Below are 20,483 nucleotides of genomic sequence, written 5' to 3'. Positions count from 1 at the left end.
GGTACTCGGTACTTTTTTATTGGCTATTGACTACTTCAGTCACCTTTGTTCTTAATCCTCTTTCCTGCTTCTGCATAGCTTTAGACCCAATTTTAATCACACTATTTCCACCTGTTCGTTTTGCCAGTGCTAATAATAAGTAGACGGTGAATAAATATCCAGTAGCTAAAATAAATACCATCATAGGCATATTTCCATAAATCATTGTTCTACCAGCTCTGCTTTCAAAGGAATATTTAAATTGCATACAAAAATAGTGGAACTCCAGCTAATTAAGAATTTACTTAATTGCTGTAGCTGGCTATGCAAAGCCACCCAGTAGAGTCTAAAAAACTCTCTGGATCAACCAATTTATTATTTAATTTATTTTTTCGCAGACCACACATCCGACAGCAGTTAAATTGCTCAATAGCAATTCAAAACTGCGCTCCTCAGCAGTCTACCCAGTCTGCGTTATTTACCCTCACACCAATCGAGTAAGAGCTACACTTATGCTCAACCTTAGCTGAAAATGTGTAGTTGCTTCCCTAACAGGAAGCACATAATCTAACCCAAAAGGTCTGTTGATCGCACAGCAAACAACTAGGAATCATTCCCTTCATTCTGTCGGCGACCTGTTATTTTAGACTCACAACTCGAATGAGTAAAATCACCTAATGATGATTTACTTTTTTTTGGGAGTGAATATCTCAAAGATTTAAAATTCCTATACATTAGCGTAACACAACAGACCTGCATTTTTAGCTAACTTCCAGACTAAATTTCAAATTTTCTCCAAATTGACGCACAATTTTTAGATTGCCCAGTCTCACCCGGAAATAAGTAATGTGTAATTAGTTAATCGGTAAAGGAAAAACCAATTGTATTGATGTTCAGAATTATGGCTAGTCTTTTAAATGACTGCCAATAATAAATTTTTTCTTCCCCAGCGAAATTTATGTAATACAAGTAATCCCACATAGCATCAGCTTTTTCGGGGTTTTTTCCATTAATTAAGGATGGGATTCTCTCAGGAAAACTTTGCGCTGGCACTGGGTTATCTTAAAATGAGTAAAGGATATGTAAACTTTCGTAACCTAAGTCAGAGTCCACCCATCCATGACCCCAGCCACCTCCCTGTTCACCCCTGTGGAAGCAGACCTGCGAATACTAGCAGATAACCTGACACAGCTAGTTGGAAATCGCCACCCCATCCTCTATGCAGCTGCCGAACATTTGTTTGGAGCCGGGGGAAAGCGTATCAGACCAGCAATTGTGCTGCTAATATCACGGGCAACCATGCTAAAAGAAGATATTACGCCCCGTCATCGCCGCCTAGCAGAGATTACGGAAATGATTCACACAGCCAGCTTGGTACATGATGATGTAGTGGATGAGTCCAGTGTACGCCGTGGTGTACCTACAGTTCATAGTTTGTTTGGTAATCGTATTGCTGTACTAGCAGGAGATTTTCTCTTTGCTCAATCCTCCTGGTATTTAGCAAATCTAGATAACTTGGATGTAGTCAAACTGCTTTCAGAAGTGATCATGGATTTTGCATCTGGAGAGATCCAACAAGGGTTAAATCATTTTGACACTAATCTTGCTACGGAAACTTACTTGAAAAAGAGCTATTACAAAACAGCCTCATTAATTGCCAACAGTTCTAAAGCCGCTGGATTACTTAGCGAAGTTTCCCCAGAGAGAGCCGAAAATTTGTATAACTACGGTAAGCATATTGGTCTGGCATTCCAAATAGTAGATGATATTCTAGATTTCACTAGTTCTACAGATACTTTAGGTAAACCAGCCGGATCTGATCTCAAAAGCGGTAATCTGACTGCACCAGTATTATTTGCCTTAGAGGAACAACCTTACCTAGAAGCGCTGATTGAAAGAGAGTTTGCCCAAGAAGGAGATTTAGAGCAGGCATTAGGGCTGATTTCAGATAGCCAAGGCATACAACGGGCTAGAGAATTAGCTGCTCACCATGCTAAAGTAGCGGCTGAACATATTGCTACTCTAGAACCCTCAGATTCACTGCAAGCATTAATCAATATGACTGATTATGTATTGAGTCGGCCCTATTAGAGAATTTTGGATTTTAGATTTTAGGTTCAATCGCAAATCCAAAATCTAAAATCTAAAAATTGCTTCAAGCAATATCAGGAGGCACTTGCTGACTGGATCTGTGTTGTTGCAGGTTCTGCTGAATCAGGTTTTGCAATTCAGTGCGCTGCACTTCAATAGCATCGCTGGTTGTGCCAGGAGTCTCAAAAAAAACTATACTATCTACTGGTGCTAATGCCACCAGTTGAAACAAAATATGAATTACTGGCATCGCTTTAGCTACTGCTTGAGGGTCAAGCCCAGCAGATGAAAACAGAGAAACATCCTGTAATCTAGGAAAGGCATAAACTACGTGCTTTTCTAATTCTGGATTTGCCCTGTTGCTCAATGTAGTTAAAATCCAGCTTGACTGCAAATTTTGGAGGATATAGTACTGGGGGTAGCGTAACTTTTGGGCGATCGCTCTCAGCACAGGAGCAATTGTGGCTACAAGTTTTGGTGTCACACCATCCTGAGGTGCATTGTTAATTAATAATTGAATTTGTACTTCTAGATCCGTCATGACTTGTAAATAGCTCCTGAGTAATGTCCAAAATATTAAAGCAGGAAACAGTGAACAGGGAACAGTTACAACTGACCACTGATAGCTTATACGCAAAATATATCAAGCTAACACCCACAGCCCTACAGGTTGTGTTTAAGTATGTTAGGGTCTTTTTAAAATTCAGACTATGAATTCAGCCGCAACTGCAACTACTCAGGGAGAGAATTCTATCGGCGTGGAGGTTATATTTCAATTCCTATTGAAGGAGCTACAGCAGTCAACCAAGGCTTCTGAAAAGAATTGCCACAATGTGGCATTGCGAATTGCTGGCGAAGTCCTGCGAATTTGTAATGAAAGTAAACGCATCCAAGCTTCCGGTGAAATAGAAAGTGCCGCCATGACCTTAGCCCGACATCGGCTGCAACAGTGTCTCAGGTACTATCAATTGGGTTCCAATCGGGGCAGAGTAGAACTACACAGTACTCTAAGTGCAATCATCTATCGCTATATTAATCCTCCTCAAAAGCAATTAAGCTATCAAGGGCGGCTGACTATCATAGAAGATTTTCTCCAGAGTTTTTATCTGGAGGCCTTGAATGCTTTCCGCAGGGAGAATCAACAAGAACCGACCTACCAGCCCCAAACCTTACTAGAATTGTCCGAATATATGGCATTTACCGAGCGCTATGGTAAACGCCGGATTCCTTTACCAGGAAGACAACAACAGCTAATTATCCTGCGAGCGCAAACTTTTTCACAACAGCAACCGCCAGAAACTAGTATAGACATAGAAAAAGCTGCTGAAGGTGGTAGTGGTGAATCGGATGGATTTTGGGAAGATCCAGCCATACAGCAGTTGAGATCAGCAATGGCGATGCAACCTGAACCTGAACCTGAAGAAGACACCCTCCGCTCTGTTGTGATTACTGAATTAATGAATTATCTCGAACAAAAGCAACAATCGGATTGTGCTGACTACTTCTCACTGCGGCTTCAGGATTTATCCGCGCCAGAAATTGAGTCGATTTTAGGTTTAACCTCACGTCAGCGAGATTATTTGCAGCAACGCTTTAAGTATCATTTAATTCGGTTTGCACTTTTGCATCGTTGGGAATTGGTTCATGAATGGTTGGAAGCCTCTTTACCCACCAATTTAGGCTTAACGCCTCACCAATGGCAAGTCTACACAGCGCAATTGGATGATCAAGAAATGTCATTACTAGAGTTGAAGCAACAAAGTCAATCTGACGAAACAATTGCCAAAACTTTAGGATTGTCAATGGCACAATTACAAAAACGGTGGTTTAAGATTTTGGAGCAAGCATGGGAAATTCGTAACTCATTAGTGTCCGGATCTAGTGCATCTACCCATGAATAGTGACTCACAACCCTGACAATCCGAGTAACTCAATTGGTTTTTGGCAGATAATGTCAAACCGGCGAGCATCCCTCGGTAGATTGTGAGAAAATTGATGGGTTAGAAGACCCTCTCAAGGAAGCCACTACATCATAAAAGTGGTGAGCCGGAGTTGGGAGGAAAACCCCAAACCTTTCAACTAGGAGAAATTCCTACTGTGCAAGAACGTTTCCAAGCCGTCCTTAAGCGTCGGTTACAAGTCGAAATCCAAGACCACCCACCTTTGTTCCCTTGGGAAAGCCAATTAATAGATTATCCAGAATTTGTCGAAGAGCCGTCGATTGCCTTAGTTCCTGCCTGGGGGTGGTTGGCACAGCAATCGAAACTCAATTTGCCAGTTACTTTACCAGACAAAATTTTCCAACAATTGATGGAAAAGTGTCAGTTATTGCTGACATCTTCTCTACCCTTAGGTCCCAAACTAATTCAGGCAGTAGAGAGCTTTTTTCCTGAAGATTACCCATTAATCAATGATTTAGCTGGATTGGTACTCAGAAGCGCTTATCGTTCTGTAGATGCTATAGAAACAATACCCAACATTCAGAGGGATTACTCAGATTTACAACCGCGTCAGCAAATGGCGTTGTCGCTAATGGCAGCTAAACAACTGCTTGAAAATCTGACTCTGCCAATTTCATTCACCCATCCGGTGATAGAAAGACAATGGCAAACTACTACTGGAACTCTAATTATCAGAGTAGAGTTACAGTCACTAGGTAAACGGACTAAGTTACGTGTTCACGGTGAGTTACCTACTCAAGGGGTTTTGAAGCTTCAGAGGAATGGTACTCAAGCTAATTCTTCAGGCACATTGGAGGTAGTTGCACAATCTTTGGATTTATCTAGACCAAGTGTGGAACTATACTGTGAGCGTGTCAGCCAGAATTATACTCTGGAAGTTAAATGCCCAGAACTAGAAGAACAGCCATTATTCTTGGCGATTAATCTAACGATGTAATTCCAACCACTACTGCTAGTACTCTCAGTTAATCAACGCCAATAAAAAAATGATGATCCTGGTTTTCAAATTTACTCATCTTTGTAAAAACACTAATTAAGGCATCTATTAGGAAGTAACTATGAGCAGGACACTCGCAAAAAATGCGTAGATTCCCTTAGATGCTGAAAGGGAGTCTAGAGCTAGGATAGGGTGGGGCTAAGATAGAAAGAAGACAAGGTAATCAGTTTTTGTCCCTAGCATTGTGTCTTTAGCGTCTACATCATAGTTCTACTTACCTAAAAATGTTAAATTTCTCCAGGATGAATCGGTTTTTGCGCGTACCTGTAGGTGATGATTGGCCGCAGAATAGACGGCGATCGTCTTTAGCAGAAGTGGAAGATTCAATCCTTTTACGGATTCTAGTATTAGGGTTAGTGATCTTAGGAACCGTGGCGACGGATATTGCATCTGAGACTACCTTTAGTCTTTGGGCAGTGCCTCTAAGTATAGTGGGTACAATTTGGAGTTACTACCGTCGCCACAATGCTAATATTCCAGTCAAGTTCTGTATTGCCATAGGAATGTTAGTAGCACTAGGTGCTTTTTTTGGGCGGTTCCTGGGTGATTGGAATGACACACGACTAAGTTTGGCTCAATTATTAATTGAGCTTCAAGTACTACACAGTTATGATACGCCCCGACGTAAGGACTTGGGGTATTCAATTGTGATCGGTTTAATATTATTAGGTGTAGCTGCAACATTAAGTCAAACTATGGGGTTTGCACCTGTGTTGTTGTTGTTTTTAGGCGTGGCTCTACCGACTTTAGTTTTAGACTATCGATCGCGCTTGGGTTTAAAACCAACAAAAAAAGAAAAGTTTACCAAAAAGAATACTGTTAGTTCCAATTTAAAAGTTTTAATTGTCAATTTTTTAGTAATTTTGGGGATAGGACTGGGGATTTTCGCTATTTTGCCCCGATTTCCTGGTTATCAGCTGAAGTCGTTTCCTGTGAGTGCGCCAATTGAGCTCAAGGGTAATTTTACAGGTCGTAATATTAATAATCCTGGTTATGTCCGTGAAGGTAGTGGCAGTGGTGGGAATGGCACTGGACAGGGAAGAGGTGGTGAACCAGGTAAGGTAGATAATAATTTTTATTACGGTTTTAATAGCGAAATGAACCAAAACCTCCGAGGGGAAATGAAACCCAAGGTGGTGATGCGGGTAAGATCCCAAGCAGAAGGTTTTTGGCGAGTTTTAGCTTTTGATCGTTATACAGGTAAGGGATGGAAAATTTCTCGTAATGATCAGGTTACTACTTTGAGGAGATCATCTTGGAATTACAGAATTTTTGTTGATCTCCCCCTGATGAGAACTCCAACAAAAGAGGTAGTACAAACTTATAATGTGGTGTCAGATTTGCCTAATCTGATACCTTCTTTGTCTTATCCCAAAGAAATCTACTTTCCTGGACCTGTGATCGCGGTTGATCCAGAAGGGGGTTTGCGATCGCCTGTAGAATTGTCAGAAGGGATGACTTACACTGTAGTTTCGGAAGTTCCTTACCGCGATCGCACTTTGTTAGGGAAAGCTACAAATAAATACTCAACAGACATTAAAAATCATTACCTGCAAATCCCGCCAGAAATTGCCGCTAAAGTCCGCAACAAAACTGAAGAAATTCTAGCTAACTATAATCATGAACGGGTTTCCCGAACAGAAGATACGAGGAACCTCAATTCAGCTTATGAAAAGACTCTTTACCTAGCGCAGTATCTCAAACAAAATTATTCTATTCCTGAAAACCCTTTAGGATTGCCTTATCTAGACGAAAAAGATGATTTAGTAGAATCCTTTTTGTTTAAAAATCAAGGAGGCTATCCAGACCACTTTTCTACCGTGTTAACTGTGATGCTGCGTTCCATAGGTATTCCTGCACGTTTAGTAGCGGGGTTTGCGCCAGGAGAATTTAATCCATTTACGGGGATGTATATTGTCCGTAACACCGATGCTTACGCCATGACAGAAGTTTATTTTCCTCAATATGGATGGTTCGCTTTTGATCCAATTCCCAATCATTCTTTAATTCCTCCTTCTATTGAAGAAGATCAAACTTTTAGCGTGTTGCGTCAGTTTTGGAGTTGGGTGGCTGGTTGGCTACCTTCACCGGTGACAGGGTTGCTGAATAATGTATTTGGGACAGTGTTTAGTTGGTTGTTTAGAGCGATCGCTTGGTTTTTAGCTTTATTTTCTCAAGGTTGGCTAGGAGTATTAACTGGCTTAATCGTCGGTACAACTACAGCTTTCCTTGGTTGGTTGGGTTGGGTACAATGGCGAAAATGGCTCAACCGTCGTTGGTTAAAAAAATTACCCCCAATGGAAAGCCTTTATCAACAAATGCTGCAATGGACAGCCGAAAAAGGTTTAGGTAAACATCCAGCACAGACACCCTTGGAATATGCCCAAGTGTCATATCAACAACATCCCAGACAAACTGCTCAAGTGATAGATGAAATTTGTCAAGCGTATGTGAGTTGGCGTTATGGTGGTCATATTCCGAATTGGAAGCAACTACAGCAACGCTGGCAAGATTTGAACAAGACAAAGAGCGCTAAGTGATTTAGTTTTCAGCCACATTTCCATTACAACTAAGCGCCCACCAAGCCAAATGGGTAAATTGGGCGCACTCAAACCAAGTTAAAGTAAAAGCAAGATAAACAATTACCACCGCTTCAATGCCCCGGTAAGGGCAGGGCTGTTTCATTCCACAAGACGAAGAAGTTTGTCAAGATCGTGAGAGATAAATCTTTGGGCAATTGTCATGGAAGTATAACCATTTCGACGAAGGATGTTGAGTGAAATAGATCTGATGAGAGAAAGATTTGCCGGAGCGTTGCCCAAACGAATTGTGGAACTATCTTCTTTGAAAACAACATCCTTCACCCAATGCAGGCAATTTTCGATACCCCAATGACCGCGAATACCGAGTGCAAATTCTTTAGCAGTGCAAATCAAACTGCTAATATAACAGACAATTTCATGATATTTATTACCCTTTCTTGTGCCATATCTTTCGACCTTAATTAAAGATTTGATTCCTATCCATTCTGGATCAAGTCCACTAATATCATCAAAAACCTCGACAATACGCGTTGTCAATATAATTTTTTGCCCAGTCATGAAATTTTTCCACCAGTTTATCGAAGTCTACTCCCATGACTACACGTCGGATTGTTGAATACGATGGTACTCCATGTTTTTGAATCCCGAATTTCTCTATTAATACTTGACGATGCCGTTTGACAAAATCTCCCCATCCTCGATATCCCACATATCCATTCATTGTGCCTATTATGACAAATAGCAACACTAGCCACAGTGGATGTCTTCGTCCATCCTTTGTTCTAAAATCTTCTACCTGCTTCAATTGTTCAATTAGACCAGCACTCATGATTTTTCTCCCCATCTACCCTTGCAATTCTACCTGTTTTAGGGAATGAAACAGCCCTGCGGGCTAACCTGGGCAAAAGACTGTTCTCTGTAAAACTCAACATCAGAAGGATTTGAAGGTATAATAGTAAATGCTGAACCAGTCTCATTTGTCAATGCAACTATTAACGTGGATGCAAACAACACTAAAGAATATTGCCGTGATAACATTTTCACTAGCTCCTATATTTTTTGGTTTCAAAGTAATATGATTTTTGGTGAAATTCAATATTTAACTTCACTTCAAGATTTTGTTAAATTTAACTCTATAAACGGAGTTAACACTTTGCCCGTCCAAATCCCTTCTATTAAGTTCATATTTGTACTTACAGAACTGTACATTGTTACTTTTTCATTTGAATTTTCATAAATAAATCGGAACTGATAATTACCCGGCTTGAGAGGTTGAAAAAACCATGTACCACTATCTCCATTGGTGAAACTAAGTCCAAACCTATTACCCCAAATCCAAAAGAGTTCTATCTTCGGAAAGAAGGTAAAACTCTCTCCTGGCAAGACTAGAGGGTAATCAGATTCTAAAGATGTTGAAGCTCTTATCCAACCACCCTCAAATGGAATTGGCCTGTTTGCATTCACAATTTCTGGAAATAAGGTGAAAGAAAAGCTAAATCGCAGAGGGATTGAGGTGTTATTAGTAATCCGTATACCAATTTGTACAGGACATTTAGGGGGAAAATGTCTTGGTGGGATTGGTAATAAAGATTCCAAAATGCTCAGAAGTTTCTCTACTAGATTTTTTCTTGGTAATAACACTTCTGGCTCAGGAACTATAGTTTCAAAGCGAATACCATCTACTTCAACGGCATTGTTACTGTTTGATTCAAAAGCACTCATATCAACTAACCTCTCAATTTGTTGGTCTTTATTAGCCATGACAGTTATCGGTTTATCGGTATATGGCTTAATACCATTGTGCCAATAAATCCTAAAATCACAGCTAAAACTGTCGCCTAAAATTTACCCATGAGATAATTTCTAGGGTGCGAGAGGGTTGTTGGACAGATTAAAGTAAGAAAAGATTCAGCTTTGTCTAAAATAGATTTACCGTATTTTTGATTTCGGCATAACCTTATATTTACTGAAATCTTTAAAAATAAAATTATGAAGTAAGTATAAATCTTATAAGTAATAACACGGTTATTGAGATTTTTTGATTTTTTGGGACTGTAGGATTGTAATAATTGATGGCATCATTTCCAAGGGAACTCCACCAAAAAATTGAACAAAACCGTTACTAATAACAATACTATAGCCAAAAAAAGAGCCTTGACCATTCTTGGCAAAACTGGCAAAAATAAGCATACATAAGCGTTTCGATAAAAAGGTGGTTTGGAATCTGAAACCCTTATCCTGCTTTCAATACATTAAAAAAACCTAGCGGGAAACCTTAAAGGAATTATTAGGACTTATTGTTTTTGCCAAGCCTCAGATAAATGGGAGTTAATGGTTAAAGCGTCATCATCTCACCCTCGTAAATTGGCTACAGTATTGTAATAACTTATGCTAGAAATTATCTCTAGCGCTGGATAGTGGTTTTGGACAGATTAACGTCAGTTCGATGAACCTCATACTAAGGACTGTCTGACACGGAGAGAGGTAGAAATGCATTTAGTTTCCACGGAAAAATTAGGGTTTCAAAGCATCTCCTCGTGAACGGGGAGAGGTTTGGAGAAGGGTTTTCAATTTATCGAACTCACGTCAGATTAAGCTACATGATGGGATAATGCAGAGTAAGTGCGATAGTGTCAGCGCTGTTTCTTGTATGCCCGGAGGGCTTTTGTCAGTTCGCTGCGTCCACTTAAGGTATCGCACTATAAAGTATAATTGCTCGTTCTTAGAAGTAGATAAGCGTAGCGATAGTTATTGAGGTGGGGCGAGTGTCAAAGGGGCTTTCTCTTATCTCTGATGAGTATAATTGCCAATATATCTTTAGAGAGATTTTTAGGATATTTAGTTGATAAATAGCTAAAAAAAAGCAGTTGTTATTAAAAAACTCAATTTAGCTAGACTTTAGGCGTTGTAACTACGATTCTTTAGATATAACATGGGAATAAGTTTATCACAAGCTTTTTCTAGCGCCTTTAGCGTCAGTTTTTTATGGAAATTCAGTTAATCAACATCGGTTTTGGCAACATCGTATCCGCCAATCGAGTAGTTGCCATTGTCAGTCCAGAATCTGCTCCCATTAAGCGCATCATTACCGATGCTAGGGACAGAGGCCAACTGATTGATGCCACCTACGGTCGTCGGACTAGGGCTGTAATTATCACTGATTCCAGCCACGTAATTTTATCGGCGATTCAGCCGGAGACAGTAGCAAATCGCTTTGTCATTTCCCGTGATCATCAGACTGTAGATAATTAGTTAGAGGTGGGGCTGTCAACCCCCCCTATTTGCACCATCTCGGCATGAGGATATGAATTAGATAGGTTTTTTGTCACGATTGCTACAAATTCTTTAGTCACAGTTTGCGCTGGCAACTAACACAAGACTAATGAATAATATCTATTGATGAATTAATTCACAAGTTGAACGGATAATGCAAGTTTTACCCATCCCTAGTGGTGCTACTACGAAAGAATGTGCTTCTCTGGGCAAGCTGATTGTTTTGACAGGACCTAGTGGAGTCGGCAAAGGTACTTTAATGCGATCGCTTCTCCAGCGTCATCCAGAACTTTATTATTCAGTATCTGTAACGACTCGTTCCCCCAGGCCAGGAGAAACCAACGGCGAAAACTATTACTTTATCTCCCGCAACGATTTTGAAGAATTAGTTGCTCAAGGGGAATTCTTGGAATGGGCAGAATTTGCTGGTAATTATTACGGTACACCCCGTGCAGCTGTACTTAACCATATTCAGTCTGGTAAGTTGGTGATGCTAGAAATTGAACTAGAAGGAGCTAGACAAATTCGGGCTTCTTTCCCTAGCGCCCACAGCATTTTTATTTTGCCACCGTCATTTTCAGAATTGGAGAAGCGGATACGCGGAAGAGGACAAGATTTGGAAGAAGCGATCGCTCGTCGTCTACGCCGTGCCGAAGAAGAAATTAAAGCCGCAGATGAATTTGATACTCAAATCGTGAATGACAATCTTGAAACCGCTCTAATTCAAATTGAAACGGTTTTATTTGAACAAATAACTGTTTAACAACACACCTATTTTGGTAATAGGTAATAGGTAATAGCAACAAATCAATCACAACTACCCATTACCCATTACCCATTACCTGAAATCAAATTAACCTACTAGACCTTGAATGAGTCCCAAATTACCAGACAAAAAGTAAGCAACTACTGCACCACCAATACCACCAATTAAGAAAGCACTGGCAAAGTTATTCCAGCTTTCCTTAGAGTTAAAAGCATCTACTGGAGGGTTGGGAACAGTAACACTAGCAAGTGCTTTGTCAGGATTGCTATTGGCATACAAAGATAAGCAGGCTGTGAGAATCACAACCAAACCAATACTACCCAGCAACCCAGCTAAGTTACCATTGGGTGCGTTCCGTAGTGGACCCAATGTGGAGAATGGTCCAAATAGTAAATAACCATGAGCCATGCCGACTTCTAAACCCCTTCTGGAAGGATTCAGACCGGGACGATAGGCGGGCAAGTTATTAATAAACCACTTGACCAAAGGAGAAGAATTAATTGGGGTTTCTAGATTCCCATCCTGTGGATTACGTCCAGCAGGTCTAACTGTTTCCCTATTTCTGGGATCACTAGGAAGATTTTTGGATTTATCTACTGCTTGCGCCATATTTTTACGTTGCCTCTAAATACAAAGTGGTGGCATCCATTTTTCAGATGTAGGGGCGAATATAATTCGCCCTTACGTAATCAGTTTTCAGCTATTGGTTCTGTTAACTGATGTAAATCCGCTTTTTCACCCTATGGTAGAGGATGGAAAAGTAAGTCCGGGAAAAAGCGGTTAAATTCGATCAAAATGCCCGCTGTGATTGTCAGCCAAATGGTAGCTGCCACAGGTGCTGTAGAAATGAACTTAATCAAATACGATGATTGGTCGCTTTTGTCAGCCATGAATTTAGTCTCCAAAAACAAGTGAATGAGTTCAGATGAATTAGCGTGGAGAAACAGTAATTTCTGAATCCTTAGCTGTTAATTCGCCTGAGAGAAGTTCTTTAATTGCTGCTGCTGGCCAAGCAAACCCGGTGGTAATAATAGGCAGCGCTAAACCCAAATCGATTTGGATTTCTTTTTGTTCAGCATCAGTACCCTTTTTGATCGCTTGTAAATAAGCGCGACCAACCCAGCCAATCCAACCAGCAATATAGAGGAAGAGGATGCTAGGGATTAAAAAGTCGCCAGCGCGGTCTAGACGACCATCTACAATCAGGTGAGGATAGCCTTCTGGTCCACACAGCGCTTGAGAATAACGCTCAAACCGTTTTTTGCCTGATTCAGGGTCAGCAGTGGTGTTACGGGCATTTTGTGCTAGTGCTTGAAATGCGGGAGAGTCTTTACAGGGTACAAGGTTAGCGCCTAAAGCTTGAGCTTGAGGAGCAAAGTTGAACCAAAGACCAATCGCTAAAATCAAAGCAAACAATCGTCGCATGGAGTTGTTTCCTTTTATTACAAAACAAGAAGTTCTTTGTACAAAACGAAGCGGCTTGTACAGTGTTTTAATTTGCATAACTAGCAAGTCATCATACTCTTGGGCGGGAACCGAGTAAAGTTTAAGTAAATAAAAGTTAAAGCTTCTCAACCAAAAGTAAGAATTGGGAACTGGGAAAGATGAGGGAATATTTATTTTTCACCAATCACCAATCACTATGCCAACCGTTTTAGCAATCACCAATCACTATGCCAACCGTTTTAGCAATCGAAACCAGTTGTGATGAGACTGCCGTCGCAATTGTTAACAATCGTCATGTTTACAGCAGTATCGTAGCCTCTCAGATTCCCATTCATCAGCAGTATGGTGGGGTAGTTCCAGAGGTAGCATCGCGGCAGCACTTAGAAATTGTCAATCAAGCTATAGCGCAGGCTATGGATGACAGTCATATGGAGTGGGGGCAAATTGATGGAATTGCGGCTACCTGTGCGCCAGGACTCGTAGGAGCGCTGTTAGTGGGGTTAACAGCTGCCAAGACCCTAGCAATAGTACATCAAAAACCTTTTTTGGGTGTTCATCACCTCGAAGGTCATATTTATGCGACTTACTTGAGCGAGTCAACTTTAGACCCCCCATTTCTTAGCTTACTTGTTTCAGGCGGACATACAAGCTTGATTTATGTGAAAGATTGTGGTAGCTATGAAACTTTGGGAGAAACCCGTGATGATGCTGCGGGTGAAGCTTTTGATAAGGTGGCGCGGTTGTTAAAGCTGGGTTATCCTGGTGGGCCAATTATTGACAAGTTGGCACAAGAGGGGAACCCCCAAGCCTTTGCACTACCAGAAGGAAAAATTTCTCTACCAGGTGGGGGTTATCATCCCTACGATAGTAGTTTTAGTGGATTAAAAACAGCGGTATTGCGCGTAGTACAGCAGTTAGAGAAAGATGGTGAGCAAGTACCTTTAGCAGATGTAGCGGCCAGCTTTCAGGAAACTATAGCGCGATCGCTAACCAAAAGAGCGATCGCCTGCGCCCGTGACTATGGTCTAGATACAATTGCCGTCGGTGGTGGCGTAGCAGCCAACAGTGGACTCAGAAAGCACTTACAAGCCGCTGTTGCCCAGCATCATCTACAAAGAGTCCTCTTCCCACCATTAAAATTTTGCACTGATAACGCCGCCATGATTGGCTGTGCCGCATCTGATCATCTCTCCCGTGGACACACATCCCCCCTCACATTAGGCGTTCATTCTCGGCTACCCCTGGCTCAGGTAATGCAATTGTATTCAACTGGTAATTAGTTCAGAGAACTCCACAAAAAAGATGATTCCAGTTTACTCAAGCAACTTTTCTTCCCCCTGCCCCCTGCCTCCTACCTACTGTCCAACCACCAACGACCGGATATGATCAGCAACTGCCTCCGGCTGCTCTAACATTCCCAAATGTCCACAATCGGGAATTTCCAGAAAATTATCACCAACATATTGGAAAAGCCAATGAAAACTGGCTAAGTGACGTACATACTTAGGTTCCATCACCTTATCGTCAGCACCAGCTAAAAAATAAACTGGCTGCTTTAGTTGTGATACTAACTGAGGTAAGCGGTTAACTTCTTCCTCCGTAGTAGAATCTAAAAGTGTTCCTAGTGCAGCTTCTGGATCAGCAACAACGAAATCAATTACCCTTTGACGCGCCCAATAGCGATCTAAAGGGCGTGCTACACTTGCTCTACTAAACAACAAATCAATCAAAGGCAATTGGAACAGCCAACGTGGGCGAACTTGTAAAAACTTCTGACCTGTCAAGCGAAACTGCTCAAATGCTTCTTTCAGATAAATACCACCACCTGCATTAATACAAATAACTCCTTTAACACAATCAGGTAATTGAGCCGCTGCCCACAGGGCAATAGTGCCTCCCAAAGAATGACCAATTAGCCAAACACTAGAAATATTCAAGTGTTCCAAAAGTATGACTAAATCCTGAGCATAGGCAGAAGGAGAATATAGAGAATCAGCAGGATATTGAGCATTGAGCTTCAAAACAGTTTCTGCTTGCTCCAAATCAAATTTTGCCTGGGACTGGGATTCACCAAAACCTCGCAAATCATAAGACAAGCACTGGAAATCAACTGATAGGCGAGAAATCACAGGTTGCCAGTATCCACGGCTATTGAGCCAACCGTGGATAAATACTAAAGCATGAGGGCAAGACGTAGGAGCAGTTAGCTCATATGCGTGTGGAACGCCTAAGATTTCTATTGTTGCCATACGTATATCGTACCCCTAAGAGCAGGTGCGGCTAAATACGGAGAAAGACAAATTCAAAATCCCCTGTGAGAAGTCGCTGTGTATCTAAAAAATTCAAAATTCAAAATTTCCTATACTCATCGACCTAGTAACCTTTGTCGCACTCCTTCCGCAATCTTGTTACCCAGATATTCAGGAATCAGACTTTCATTTGGTCCCAATAAATAGAGTATCAGCCGTGTACGTCCGCGCCAAACCAACAAATTGGCATTGACTACGAGCAGGTCTTCCTGCCAGATGCCATACATGACTTTATAAAATAATCCTGGTTGATTATCAGCTTCAATGACTAAAGCCGGGAGATGAAAAACTGGATCTACATAGAACTCGGTTTGTACCTGCTCTAAACCAGCATTAAGGTTAAATTCCACGGCTAACATCTCTTCTACCTCAAACCGATTGCCCAAAGCCTCACGAATGGCACGACAAACATTTTCTGCGGTTTTTTCAGTCAAGGCTTTGCTGCCACGAGACACTAACAGCTTAATAAACACTAACATTGGTGGTCGAATCTGGCCATAGAGACTCAAGCCATGAATAGTCAAACCATAAGCTGCCAGCACACCAAAAATATCGCTGAGGAGAAAAGACTGATTGCGGTATGCAAAGTGCAGCGCACTTTTGCTACCTTCCGGTTTCATCTCTATAACTGCTCGTCTGGTTTTATATAAACGGTAAGCCAGTCGTAAATTTTGCAGTTGAATCTCACTACTAACAAATTGCTCATAAAATTGGGGAAACGCTCGGTTAAAGCGCTTTAGGAGTTCCAGTGTCGAAGATTTTAAACCAGAAGTCATTGTTGGTGGTAAGACTTGCTTGCTTTGTTAAAAATAAAGCTAAAAACTACGTTATCTACTACTTTGTTCTCATATCTTTCTGTTTGAGGACTTAATCATAGATTTTAGTTAATGGCGAGAAATGTGTTGGAAGTTTGATATCATACCAGCTACAAAAGAACAATATACATAATTTATGAAAAACTTTGAATCTCTTTTCCCTGAACGGTTACAAATTATAGGCTTGGGCAAGGTAGAATACCTGATGATGTAGTATCTTCATCTGAGCTAAATCCGACAGGAAAAACTTTATACTCAGTATCCTTTCGGGAAAGCAAATTACATCTGTACCTAAAAGCATCTTGTACAGTCTAAACAAAATTCACCGCTTGCAGTAAGTGTATAAATATGTTGATGGATAAAAAAATCAATCACTTGTGAAAAACCAGAAATCAAGGAGCAACACATCTCTAAAAAAATCTCCCGTGCTTTATTAGCTAAAGGAGTGTGAAAACAAAGTGCTAAAGTTAGAAATGATTAGGGTGAAAAATTTAGCTAAAACAAGAAGAAGCCTCTCATCACTCCCTTCGGGGTAAATGAGAAAAGTTTTTTGGCAGTAAGGAGTCCCACCTCGACCTCTAGTGACTACCACTCATTGAGGGAGTGGGTGATACTTCAACAAGCTCTGTCACCACGAATAGCCAAGCCCCTGATGTATTCACGAACTCATCAAATCTGATATGATTCGATTAATTAGGTGTAATCCAAATTAAATGCTGAAAAGCAGCCTATTTAACTCTCGTTGAATAATTTTACAAAAAAGCTCCTAGGGCATAGGACTTTAAAGCTCAGTATAATGTCTTCAAAGAAGAGTCGCTGAGAAACCCATACTCACCTGTTCGCGCAAGCGTGCCGCAAGGCATAAAGGAGTGTGTGGAGTATGTCATTAACTAGCTGTGACTATTGTCAAAACCCAAAACACTAAAAATTCAAATTTATGTGTCTGGACATACAATAGATACAGTTGTCTTAACTTGTGAATCAACACTCTCAAAGAGTGGCAACAATTCAGTCATATTAACCGAACCACGTTGGCATGGGTTTTTGGAAAACTTGGTTTAGTGCTTCTGAGTCTGTAACGACAAATAAAACAACCGCATTTGAAGAGTATACAGCGGGAGATAGAGGCAACTCTAACGCCAGTAAAGATAACATTGTTTTCAGTACTGAGCGTGATATCGACCTGTATGAACTGGAAGAACTCTGTGACGCGGTTGGTTGGTCACGTCGACCTCTGAGAAAAGTAAAAAAAGCCATTGAGCATAGTTTTCTCGTCGCCTCTATGTGGCAAGTACGAGGAAATCATAAAAGGTTGATTGGTTTTGCTCGTGCTACCTCAGATCATGCTTTTAATGCCACTATCTGGGATGTAGTGGTTCACCCGGACTTCCAAAGTCAAGGACTGGGTAAGGCATTGATGAAATATGTCCTCAAAAAACTTAGGAGTGAAGAGATTAGCAATGTTACTCTTTTTGCTGATCCCCATGTTGTGGATTTTTACCGGACTATGGGATTTATGCCTGATCCAGAAGGTATTAAAGGGATGTTTTGGTATCCTCATTAATCCTCAAGTGAAAACAAACAAAACAGGTTGCCGCTAGGTTACTGCTAAAATCCCTAAAGTGTGCTAAGATAGTCTAAGGAAAATTATTTATCTGGCAAAATTATATCTGTCGAGGTCAGTGAGCGAAAAACTCCTAATTTGAAAAAATAATTATATTTTTTCCAGGCATGGGGGTTCGCAATCTGCTTTGAGTGTGATATGATAGTCGAGATGATTAAGCAAAGTATGACTTCGGTTATGTAAAGCTAAACTATCGACAGCAAAACAGTTTTTTCGGGATGTAGCGCAGCTTGGTAGCGCGCCTGCTTTGGGAGCAGGATGCCGCAGGTTCAAATCCTGTCATCCCGATTTTCAATAAATATCAAATCTTCTGGCTTGTTAATAAGTAGATTAAGATATATGTTTCCATGTTATTTTTGCAAAAATTGCTGTTAATAACTTATACAAGATTAATTACTAATAAATTTAGTAGTGTTAATTTCTCAGTTCTGCTATAGAATCGATGCCCGTGGGAACGATTAATTTAATCATAGCGTCACCACTAGCTTAAGAAAAACAATAAAATAGCATTGTTCTGAATCAAGATTCCCGGAGGTCATTCTTCGCTTGAGAAGAAATATAATAGGCCAGTACAGCATTTAGTGGTGAATGGCAAGACAGTTAAAAACAGTTAACTAATAAAATCGGGTGTTCTTGTATAAATTCAAACCAATTTTCTGATTGTCTAAGTTAATTCAACTATTAATATTGAAGTGAGGAGTAGTTATGAAATCATTAGTTCGCTTGGGCGCAACCTTAGGTCTAGTAGGTAGTACGTTGCTTTTAGGTGTCGTAGGGATTAATATTCCTGTGCAGGCATTAACAGAACAACAAATAAAAGATAAATTAGACTCAGTACCTGTTTACTTGATTACTAACGAGAAAGGTCTACCTCTGAGTCGTAACTTACCTGATGCTCAAAATGGGCAAAAAGGTGGCTCAGTGACAGGAGTATATATGAGTCGCCAGGAAGCTTTAGCTTTTATCAAAGAACTGAGGAATGTGAAAAATAAAGATCCAAAACTGGAAGATATGGCTAAGAAACTACAAGTTACAGCCGTGCCTTTAGGTGTGATTTATCAACAATTACAACAAACTAAAAATCAGGCAAATCGCCTCTTATTTGCTTTTAAACCTGTAGAGCAAGAACTGAAAGGGGCTTTAGAGTTGCTACGCGCCAGCGGTCAAAAAATAGATCAATTTAAAAGCGTGCCGGTTTTTGCGGTGAGATTTGCACCAGATAAAGGATATGTACCAATTCAAGTGACTGCGGATAAACAGCAATTAATTCCTCTATTCTTGAGTAAACAAGATGCACAAGGTTTATTGAGCCAAGTGAAGCCAAAGTTTCCTACGGCTGATATTCAAGTTATAGATGTGGATGGTGTGATTAAAACTCTCAAAGATAAAGATGATTCATGGTTAAAGCAAGTGGTTTTAGTACCATCTGCGGAGTCTAGAGAATATATCAAGACTCTACCTAGAGAGAATACTCCTAAGCCGAAAAGTTTACCTTCCAAGTAATTTTAAGCATGATGAGTCAACAGCCAAAGGTGGTTTGTGGAATAGAACTTTGGCAGTGGCGAAATGAGGCAATTCAGAGTGCGATCGCTCATGATATCCTTCCCTTAGAAGTAGACTGGCTGTTACAGGAGATAGCAGGTTTAGACCGCTTGGCACTGCGTTTAGAGTCTTTTAAAGCATGGACTCAAATAAAAATGCATTTGTCTCTAGATGAGTTAGAGCATTTGTGGCAAAGGCGTTTACACGATCGCTTGCCAGTACAATATATCGCTGGGGTGACACCTTGGCGATTGTTTAAACTTGCAGTATCCAATGCGGTTTTAATTCCCAGGCCGGAAACAGAGTCTTTGATTGATTTAGCTGTTGTAGCTGCTAAAAAGAGCAGGAAAGAAGGGTTAGAACAAGGACATTGGGTGGATTTGGGGACTGGTAGTGGTGCGATCGCTCTCGGATTAGCTGATATATTTATAAATGCCACAATCCATGCTGTTGACTTGAGTCCAGAAGCATTAGCTGTTGCTCAAACCAATGCTAACAATTTAGGGTTTACAGAACGGATTAAACTTTATCAAGGTTCTTGGTGGGAACCTCTAAAATCTCTAAAAGGTCAGTTTAGCGGTATGGTATCAAATCCGCCATATATTCCCACCAGTACTGTACTTACTTTACAGCCAGAAGTTGTTCAGCATGAACCTCATTTAGCCTTAGATGGTGGTGCTGATGGCTTAGATTATATTCGTCATTTAATTGATATTTCCCCTCAGTATTTATGTCCTGGTGGTTTGTGGTTGATTGAGATGATGGCAGGACAGGCAAATATAGTCAGAGAACTGCTACAAAATCATGGTAGTTATGAAAACATTCAGATTCATGCTGATTTAGCGGGAATTGAGCGTTTTGCTTTGGCTTATAAAAATGTCTGAATCAGGATGTACAGGATTTGAGGATTTACAGGATGAGGAAAAAAATTCATTCTTAATCCTGTTAATCCCGTAATCCTGAGAATCCTGATTCAGACAGTTGAAGACAAAAACGCAACTTTATCAATAATTTATATATTCAAATAAAATTCACTAACTCTTTAATACAAAATACACATACTTTTATGCTTGCTCACATAGTAATGATGTGTGATAAGTAAACAGATATACATAAAATGGTGCTTGGGTTCTAGTT

General features: G+C 40.5%; 21 protein-coding genes and 1 tRNA gene. 11 read left to right on the top strand and 11 right to left on the bottom strand.

The genetic code is table 11. From position 1 onward, the window contains the following. Positions 1-16: 16 nt before the first annotated feature. Positions 17-205: a hypothetical protein gene (locus VB713_RS07565; RefSeq protein ID WP_323310950.1), complete on the bottom strand. Its 189-nt coding sequence runs from the start codon at positions 203-205 to the stop codon at positions 17-19. 893 nt (positions 206-1,098) lie between these two features. On the opposite strand from VB713_RS07565, the gene sds reads away from it, so the two are divergent. Then, the gene (gene sds, locus VB713_RS07560; protein ID WP_323310949.1) at positions 1,099-2,070 is read left to right on the top strand and encodes a solanesyl diphosphate synthase; all 972 of its coding nucleotides are present in this window, start codon (positions 1,099-1,101) and stop codon (positions 2,068-2,070) included. 64 nt (positions 2,071-2,134) lie between these two features. On the opposite strand, the gene VB713_RS07555 is transcribed toward sds, so the two are convergent. Beyond that, complete coding sequence (locus VB713_RS07555) at positions 2,135-2,611, bottom strand: hypothetical protein (RefSeq protein ID WP_323310948.1); 477 nt, start codon at positions 2,609-2,611, stop codon at positions 2,135-2,137. Between the two features lie 169 nt (positions 2,612-2,780). Between VB713_RS07555 and hetZ the strand changes: the two genes are divergently transcribed. From hetZ to VB713_RS07540, 3 genes are all read left to right on the top strand, one after another. After that, positions 2,781-3,971: a heterocyst differentiation protein HetZ gene (gene hetZ / locus VB713_RS07550; protein WP_323310947.1), complete on the top strand. Its 1,191-nt coding sequence runs from the start codon at positions 2,781-2,783 to the stop codon at positions 3,969-3,971. A 151-nt stretch (positions 3,972-4,122) separates the two neighbouring features. Beyond that, on the top strand, positions 4,123-4,968 hold the full coding sequence (locus tag VB713_RS07545) for a PatU (protein WP_323310946.1): 846 nt from the start codon (positions 4,123-4,125) through the stop codon (positions 4,966-4,968). A 302-nt stretch (positions 4,969-5,270) separates the two neighbouring features. Then, complete coding sequence (locus VB713_RS07540) at positions 5,271-7,568, top strand: DUF3488 and DUF4129 domain-containing transglutaminase family protein (protein WP_323310945.1); 2,298 nt, start codon at positions 5,271-5,273, stop codon at positions 7,566-7,568. Position 7,569: 1 nt separating this feature from the next. Here VB713_RS07540 and VB713_RS07535 read toward each other — a convergent pair whose 3' ends face one another. From VB713_RS07535 to VB713_RS07525, 4 genes are all read right to left on the bottom strand, one after another. Next, complete coding sequence (locus VB713_RS07535; protein ID WP_323310944.1) at positions 7,570-7,713, bottom strand: hypothetical protein; 144 nt, start codon at positions 7,711-7,713, stop codon at positions 7,570-7,572. Beyond that, complete coding sequence (locus VB713_RS28230; RefSeq protein ID WP_416242414.1) at positions 7,710-8,108, bottom strand: ISAs1 family transposase; 399 nt, start codon at positions 8,106-8,108, stop codon at positions 7,710-7,712. The genes VB713_RS07535 and VB713_RS28230 overlap by 4 nt, the downstream gene beginning before the upstream one ends. Further along, positions 8,080-8,400, bottom strand: coding sequence for a transposase family protein (locus tag VB713_RS28225; protein WP_416242413.1), 321 nt, complete (start codon positions 8,398-8,400; stop codon positions 8,080-8,082). The genes VB713_RS28230 and VB713_RS28225 overlap by 29 nt, the downstream gene beginning before the upstream one ends. Before the next feature lie 281 nt (positions 8,401-8,681). Further along, positions 8,682-9,332, bottom strand: coding sequence for a hypothetical protein (locus VB713_RS07525; RefSeq protein ID WP_323310943.1), 651 nt, complete (start codon positions 9,330-9,332; stop codon positions 8,682-8,684). A 1,224-nt stretch (positions 9,333-10,556) separates the two neighbouring features. On the opposite strand from VB713_RS07525, the gene remA reads away from it, so the two are divergent. Next, positions 10,557-10,823 carry an extracellular matrix/biofilm regulator RemA gene (gene remA, locus VB713_RS07520; protein ID WP_012410221.1) on the top strand — a complete coding sequence of 89 codons (267 nt, stop codon included), beginning with the start codon at positions 10,557-10,559 and terminating at the stop codon, positions 10,821-10,823. A 172-nt stretch (positions 10,824-10,995) separates the two neighbouring features. Then, on the top strand, positions 10,996-11,607 hold the full coding sequence (gene gmk, locus VB713_RS07515) for a guanylate kinase (RefSeq protein ID WP_323310957.1): 612 nt from the start codon (positions 10,996-10,998) through the stop codon (positions 11,605-11,607). 90 nt (positions 11,608-11,697) lie between these two features. On the opposite strand, the gene VB713_RS07510 is transcribed toward gmk, so the two are convergent. The 3 genes from VB713_RS07510 to VB713_RS07500 all read right to left on the bottom strand — a co-directional run bounded on the left by VB713_RS07510 (position 11,698) and on the right by VB713_RS07500 (position 13,035). Continuing rightward, a complete protein-coding gene (locus VB713_RS07510) occupies positions 11,698-12,219 on the bottom strand; it encodes a photosystem I reaction center protein subunit XI (protein WP_323310942.1) in 522 nt (173 codons plus the stop codon). Between the two features lie 131 nt (positions 12,220-12,350). After that, complete coding sequence (gene psaJ, locus VB713_RS07505) at positions 12,351-12,458, bottom strand: photosystem I reaction center subunit IX (RefSeq protein WP_323310956.1); 108 nt, start codon at positions 12,456-12,458, stop codon at positions 12,351-12,353. Positions 12,459-12,540: 82 nt separating this feature from the next. After that, positions 12,541-13,035 (bottom strand): Photosystem I reaction center subunit III, encoded by a 495-nt coding sequence (locus VB713_RS07500; protein WP_323310941.1) that lies wholly within the window; start codon positions 13,033-13,035, stop codon positions 12,541-12,543. A 248-nt stretch (positions 13,036-13,283) separates the two neighbouring features. Here VB713_RS07500 and tsaD point away from each other — a divergent pair, with 248 nt between their 5' ends. Continuing rightward, a complete protein-coding gene (tsaD, locus tag VB713_RS07495) occupies positions 13,284-14,336 on the top strand; it encodes a tRNA (adenosine(37)-N6)-threonylcarbamoyltransferase complex transferase subunit TsaD (protein WP_323310940.1) in 1,053 nt (350 codons plus the stop codon). 75 nt (positions 14,337-14,411) lie between these two features. On the opposite strand, the gene VB713_RS07490 is transcribed toward tsaD, so the two are convergent. Further along, complete coding sequence (locus VB713_RS07490) at positions 14,412-15,305, bottom strand: alpha/beta hydrolase (protein WP_323310939.1); 894 nt, start codon at positions 15,303-15,305, stop codon at positions 14,412-14,414. Between the two features lie 116 nt (positions 15,306-15,421). Beyond that, positions 15,422-16,141: a hypothetical protein gene (locus VB713_RS07485; protein WP_015212803.1), complete on the bottom strand. Its 720-nt coding sequence runs from the start codon at positions 16,139-16,141 to the stop codon at positions 15,422-15,424. A gap of 1,075 nt (positions 16,142-17,216) precedes the next feature. Here VB713_RS07485 and VB713_RS07480 point away from each other — a divergent pair. From VB713_RS07480 to prmC, 4 genes are all read left to right on the top strand, one after another. Further along, entirely contained in the window at positions 17,217-17,744 is a 528-nt protein-coding gene (locus VB713_RS07480) for a GNAT family N-acetyltransferase (RefSeq protein WP_323310938.1), read from the top strand. A 274-nt stretch (positions 17,745-18,018) separates the two neighbouring features. Further along, positions 18,019-18,092: transfer RNA gene (locus tag VB713_RS07475), tRNA-Pro, on the top strand. A gap of 417 nt (positions 18,093-18,509) precedes the next feature. Beyond that, positions 18,510-19,307 carry a Tic22 family protein gene (locus VB713_RS07470; RefSeq protein WP_323310937.1) on the top strand — a complete coding sequence of 266 codons (798 nt, stop codon included), beginning with the start codon at positions 18,510-18,512 and terminating at the stop codon, positions 19,305-19,307. A gap of 8 nt (positions 19,308-19,315) precedes the next feature. After that, entirely contained in the window at positions 19,316-20,230 is a 915-nt protein-coding gene (prmC, locus tag VB713_RS07465; protein ID WP_323310936.1) for a peptide chain release factor N(5)-glutamine methyltransferase, read from the top strand. The last annotated feature ends 253 nt before the right edge of the window (positions 20,231-20,483 follow it).

It is taken from the genome of Anabaena cylindrica UHCC 0172 (assembly GCF_034931625.1).
Lineage (GTDB): Bacteria > Cyanobacteriota > Cyanobacteriia > Cyanobacteriales > Nostocaceae > Anabaena > Anabaena cylindrica_A.
The sequence above is the reverse complement of the archived record's forward strand: the minus strand, read 5'-3'. Positions and strand labels throughout refer to the sequence as shown.

Coding starts and splice junctions, on each gene's coding strand:
- VB713_RS07565 (WP_323310950.1), bottom strand. CDS start 205: ATGATTTATGGAAATATGCCTATGATGGTATTTATTTTAGCTACTGGA.
- sds (WP_323310949.1), top strand. CDS start 1,099: ATGACCCCAGCCACCTCCCTGTTCACCCCTGTGGAAGCAGACCTGCGA.
- VB713_RS07490 (WP_323310939.1), bottom strand. CDS start 15,305: ATGGCAACAATAGAAATCTTAGGCGTTCCACACGCATATGAGCTAACT.
- VB713_RS07525 (WP_323310943.1), bottom strand. CDS start 9,332: ATGGCTAATAAAGACCAACAAATTGAGAGGTTAGTTGATATGAGTGCT.
- VB713_RS07500 (WP_323310941.1), bottom strand. CDS start 13,035: ATGCGACGATTGTTTGCTTTGATTTTAGCGATTGGTCTTTGGTTCAAC.
- prmC (WP_323310936.1), top strand. CDS start 19,316: ATGATGAGTCAACAGCCAAAGGTGGTTTGTGGAATAGAACTTTGGCAG.
- VB713_RS07535 (WP_323310944.1), bottom strand. CDS start 7,713: ATGAAACAGCCCTGCCCTTACCGGGGCATTGAAGCGGTGGTAATTGTT.
- VB713_RS28225 (WP_416242413.1), bottom strand. CDS start 8,400: ATGAGTGCTGGTCTAATTGAACAATTGAAGCAGGTAGAAGATTTTAGA.
- VB713_RS07540 (WP_323310945.1), top strand. CDS start 5,271: ATGAATCGGTTTTTGCGCGTACCTGTAGGTGATGATTGGCCGCAGAAT.
- VB713_RS07470 (WP_323310937.1), top strand. CDS start 18,510: ATGAAATCATTAGTTCGCTTGGGCGCAACCTTAGGTCTAGTAGGTAGT.
- VB713_RS07510 (WP_323310942.1), bottom strand. CDS start 12,219: ATGGCGCAAGCAGTAGATAAATCCAAAAATCTTCCTAGTGATCCCAGA.
- tsaD (WP_323310940.1), top strand. CDS start 13,284: ATGCCAACCGTTTTAGCAATCGAAACCAGTTGTGATGAGACTGCCGTC.
- hetZ (WP_323310947.1), top strand. CDS start 2,781: ATGAATTCAGCCGCAACTGCAACTACTCAGGGAGAGAATTCTATCGGC.
- remA (WP_012410221.1), top strand. CDS start 10,557: ATGGAAATTCAGTTAATCAACATCGGTTTTGGCAACATCGTATCCGCC.
- VB713_RS07480 (WP_323310938.1), top strand. CDS start 17,217: ATGGGTTTTTGGAAAACTTGGTTTAGTGCTTCTGAGTCTGTAACGACA.
- VB713_RS07555 (WP_323310948.1), bottom strand. CDS start 2,611: ATGACGGATCTAGAAGTACAAATTCAATTATTAATTAACAATGCACCT.
- VB713_RS07485 (WP_015212803.1), bottom strand. CDS start 16,141: ATGACTTCTGGTTTAAAATCTTCGACACTGGAACTCCTAAAGCGCTTT.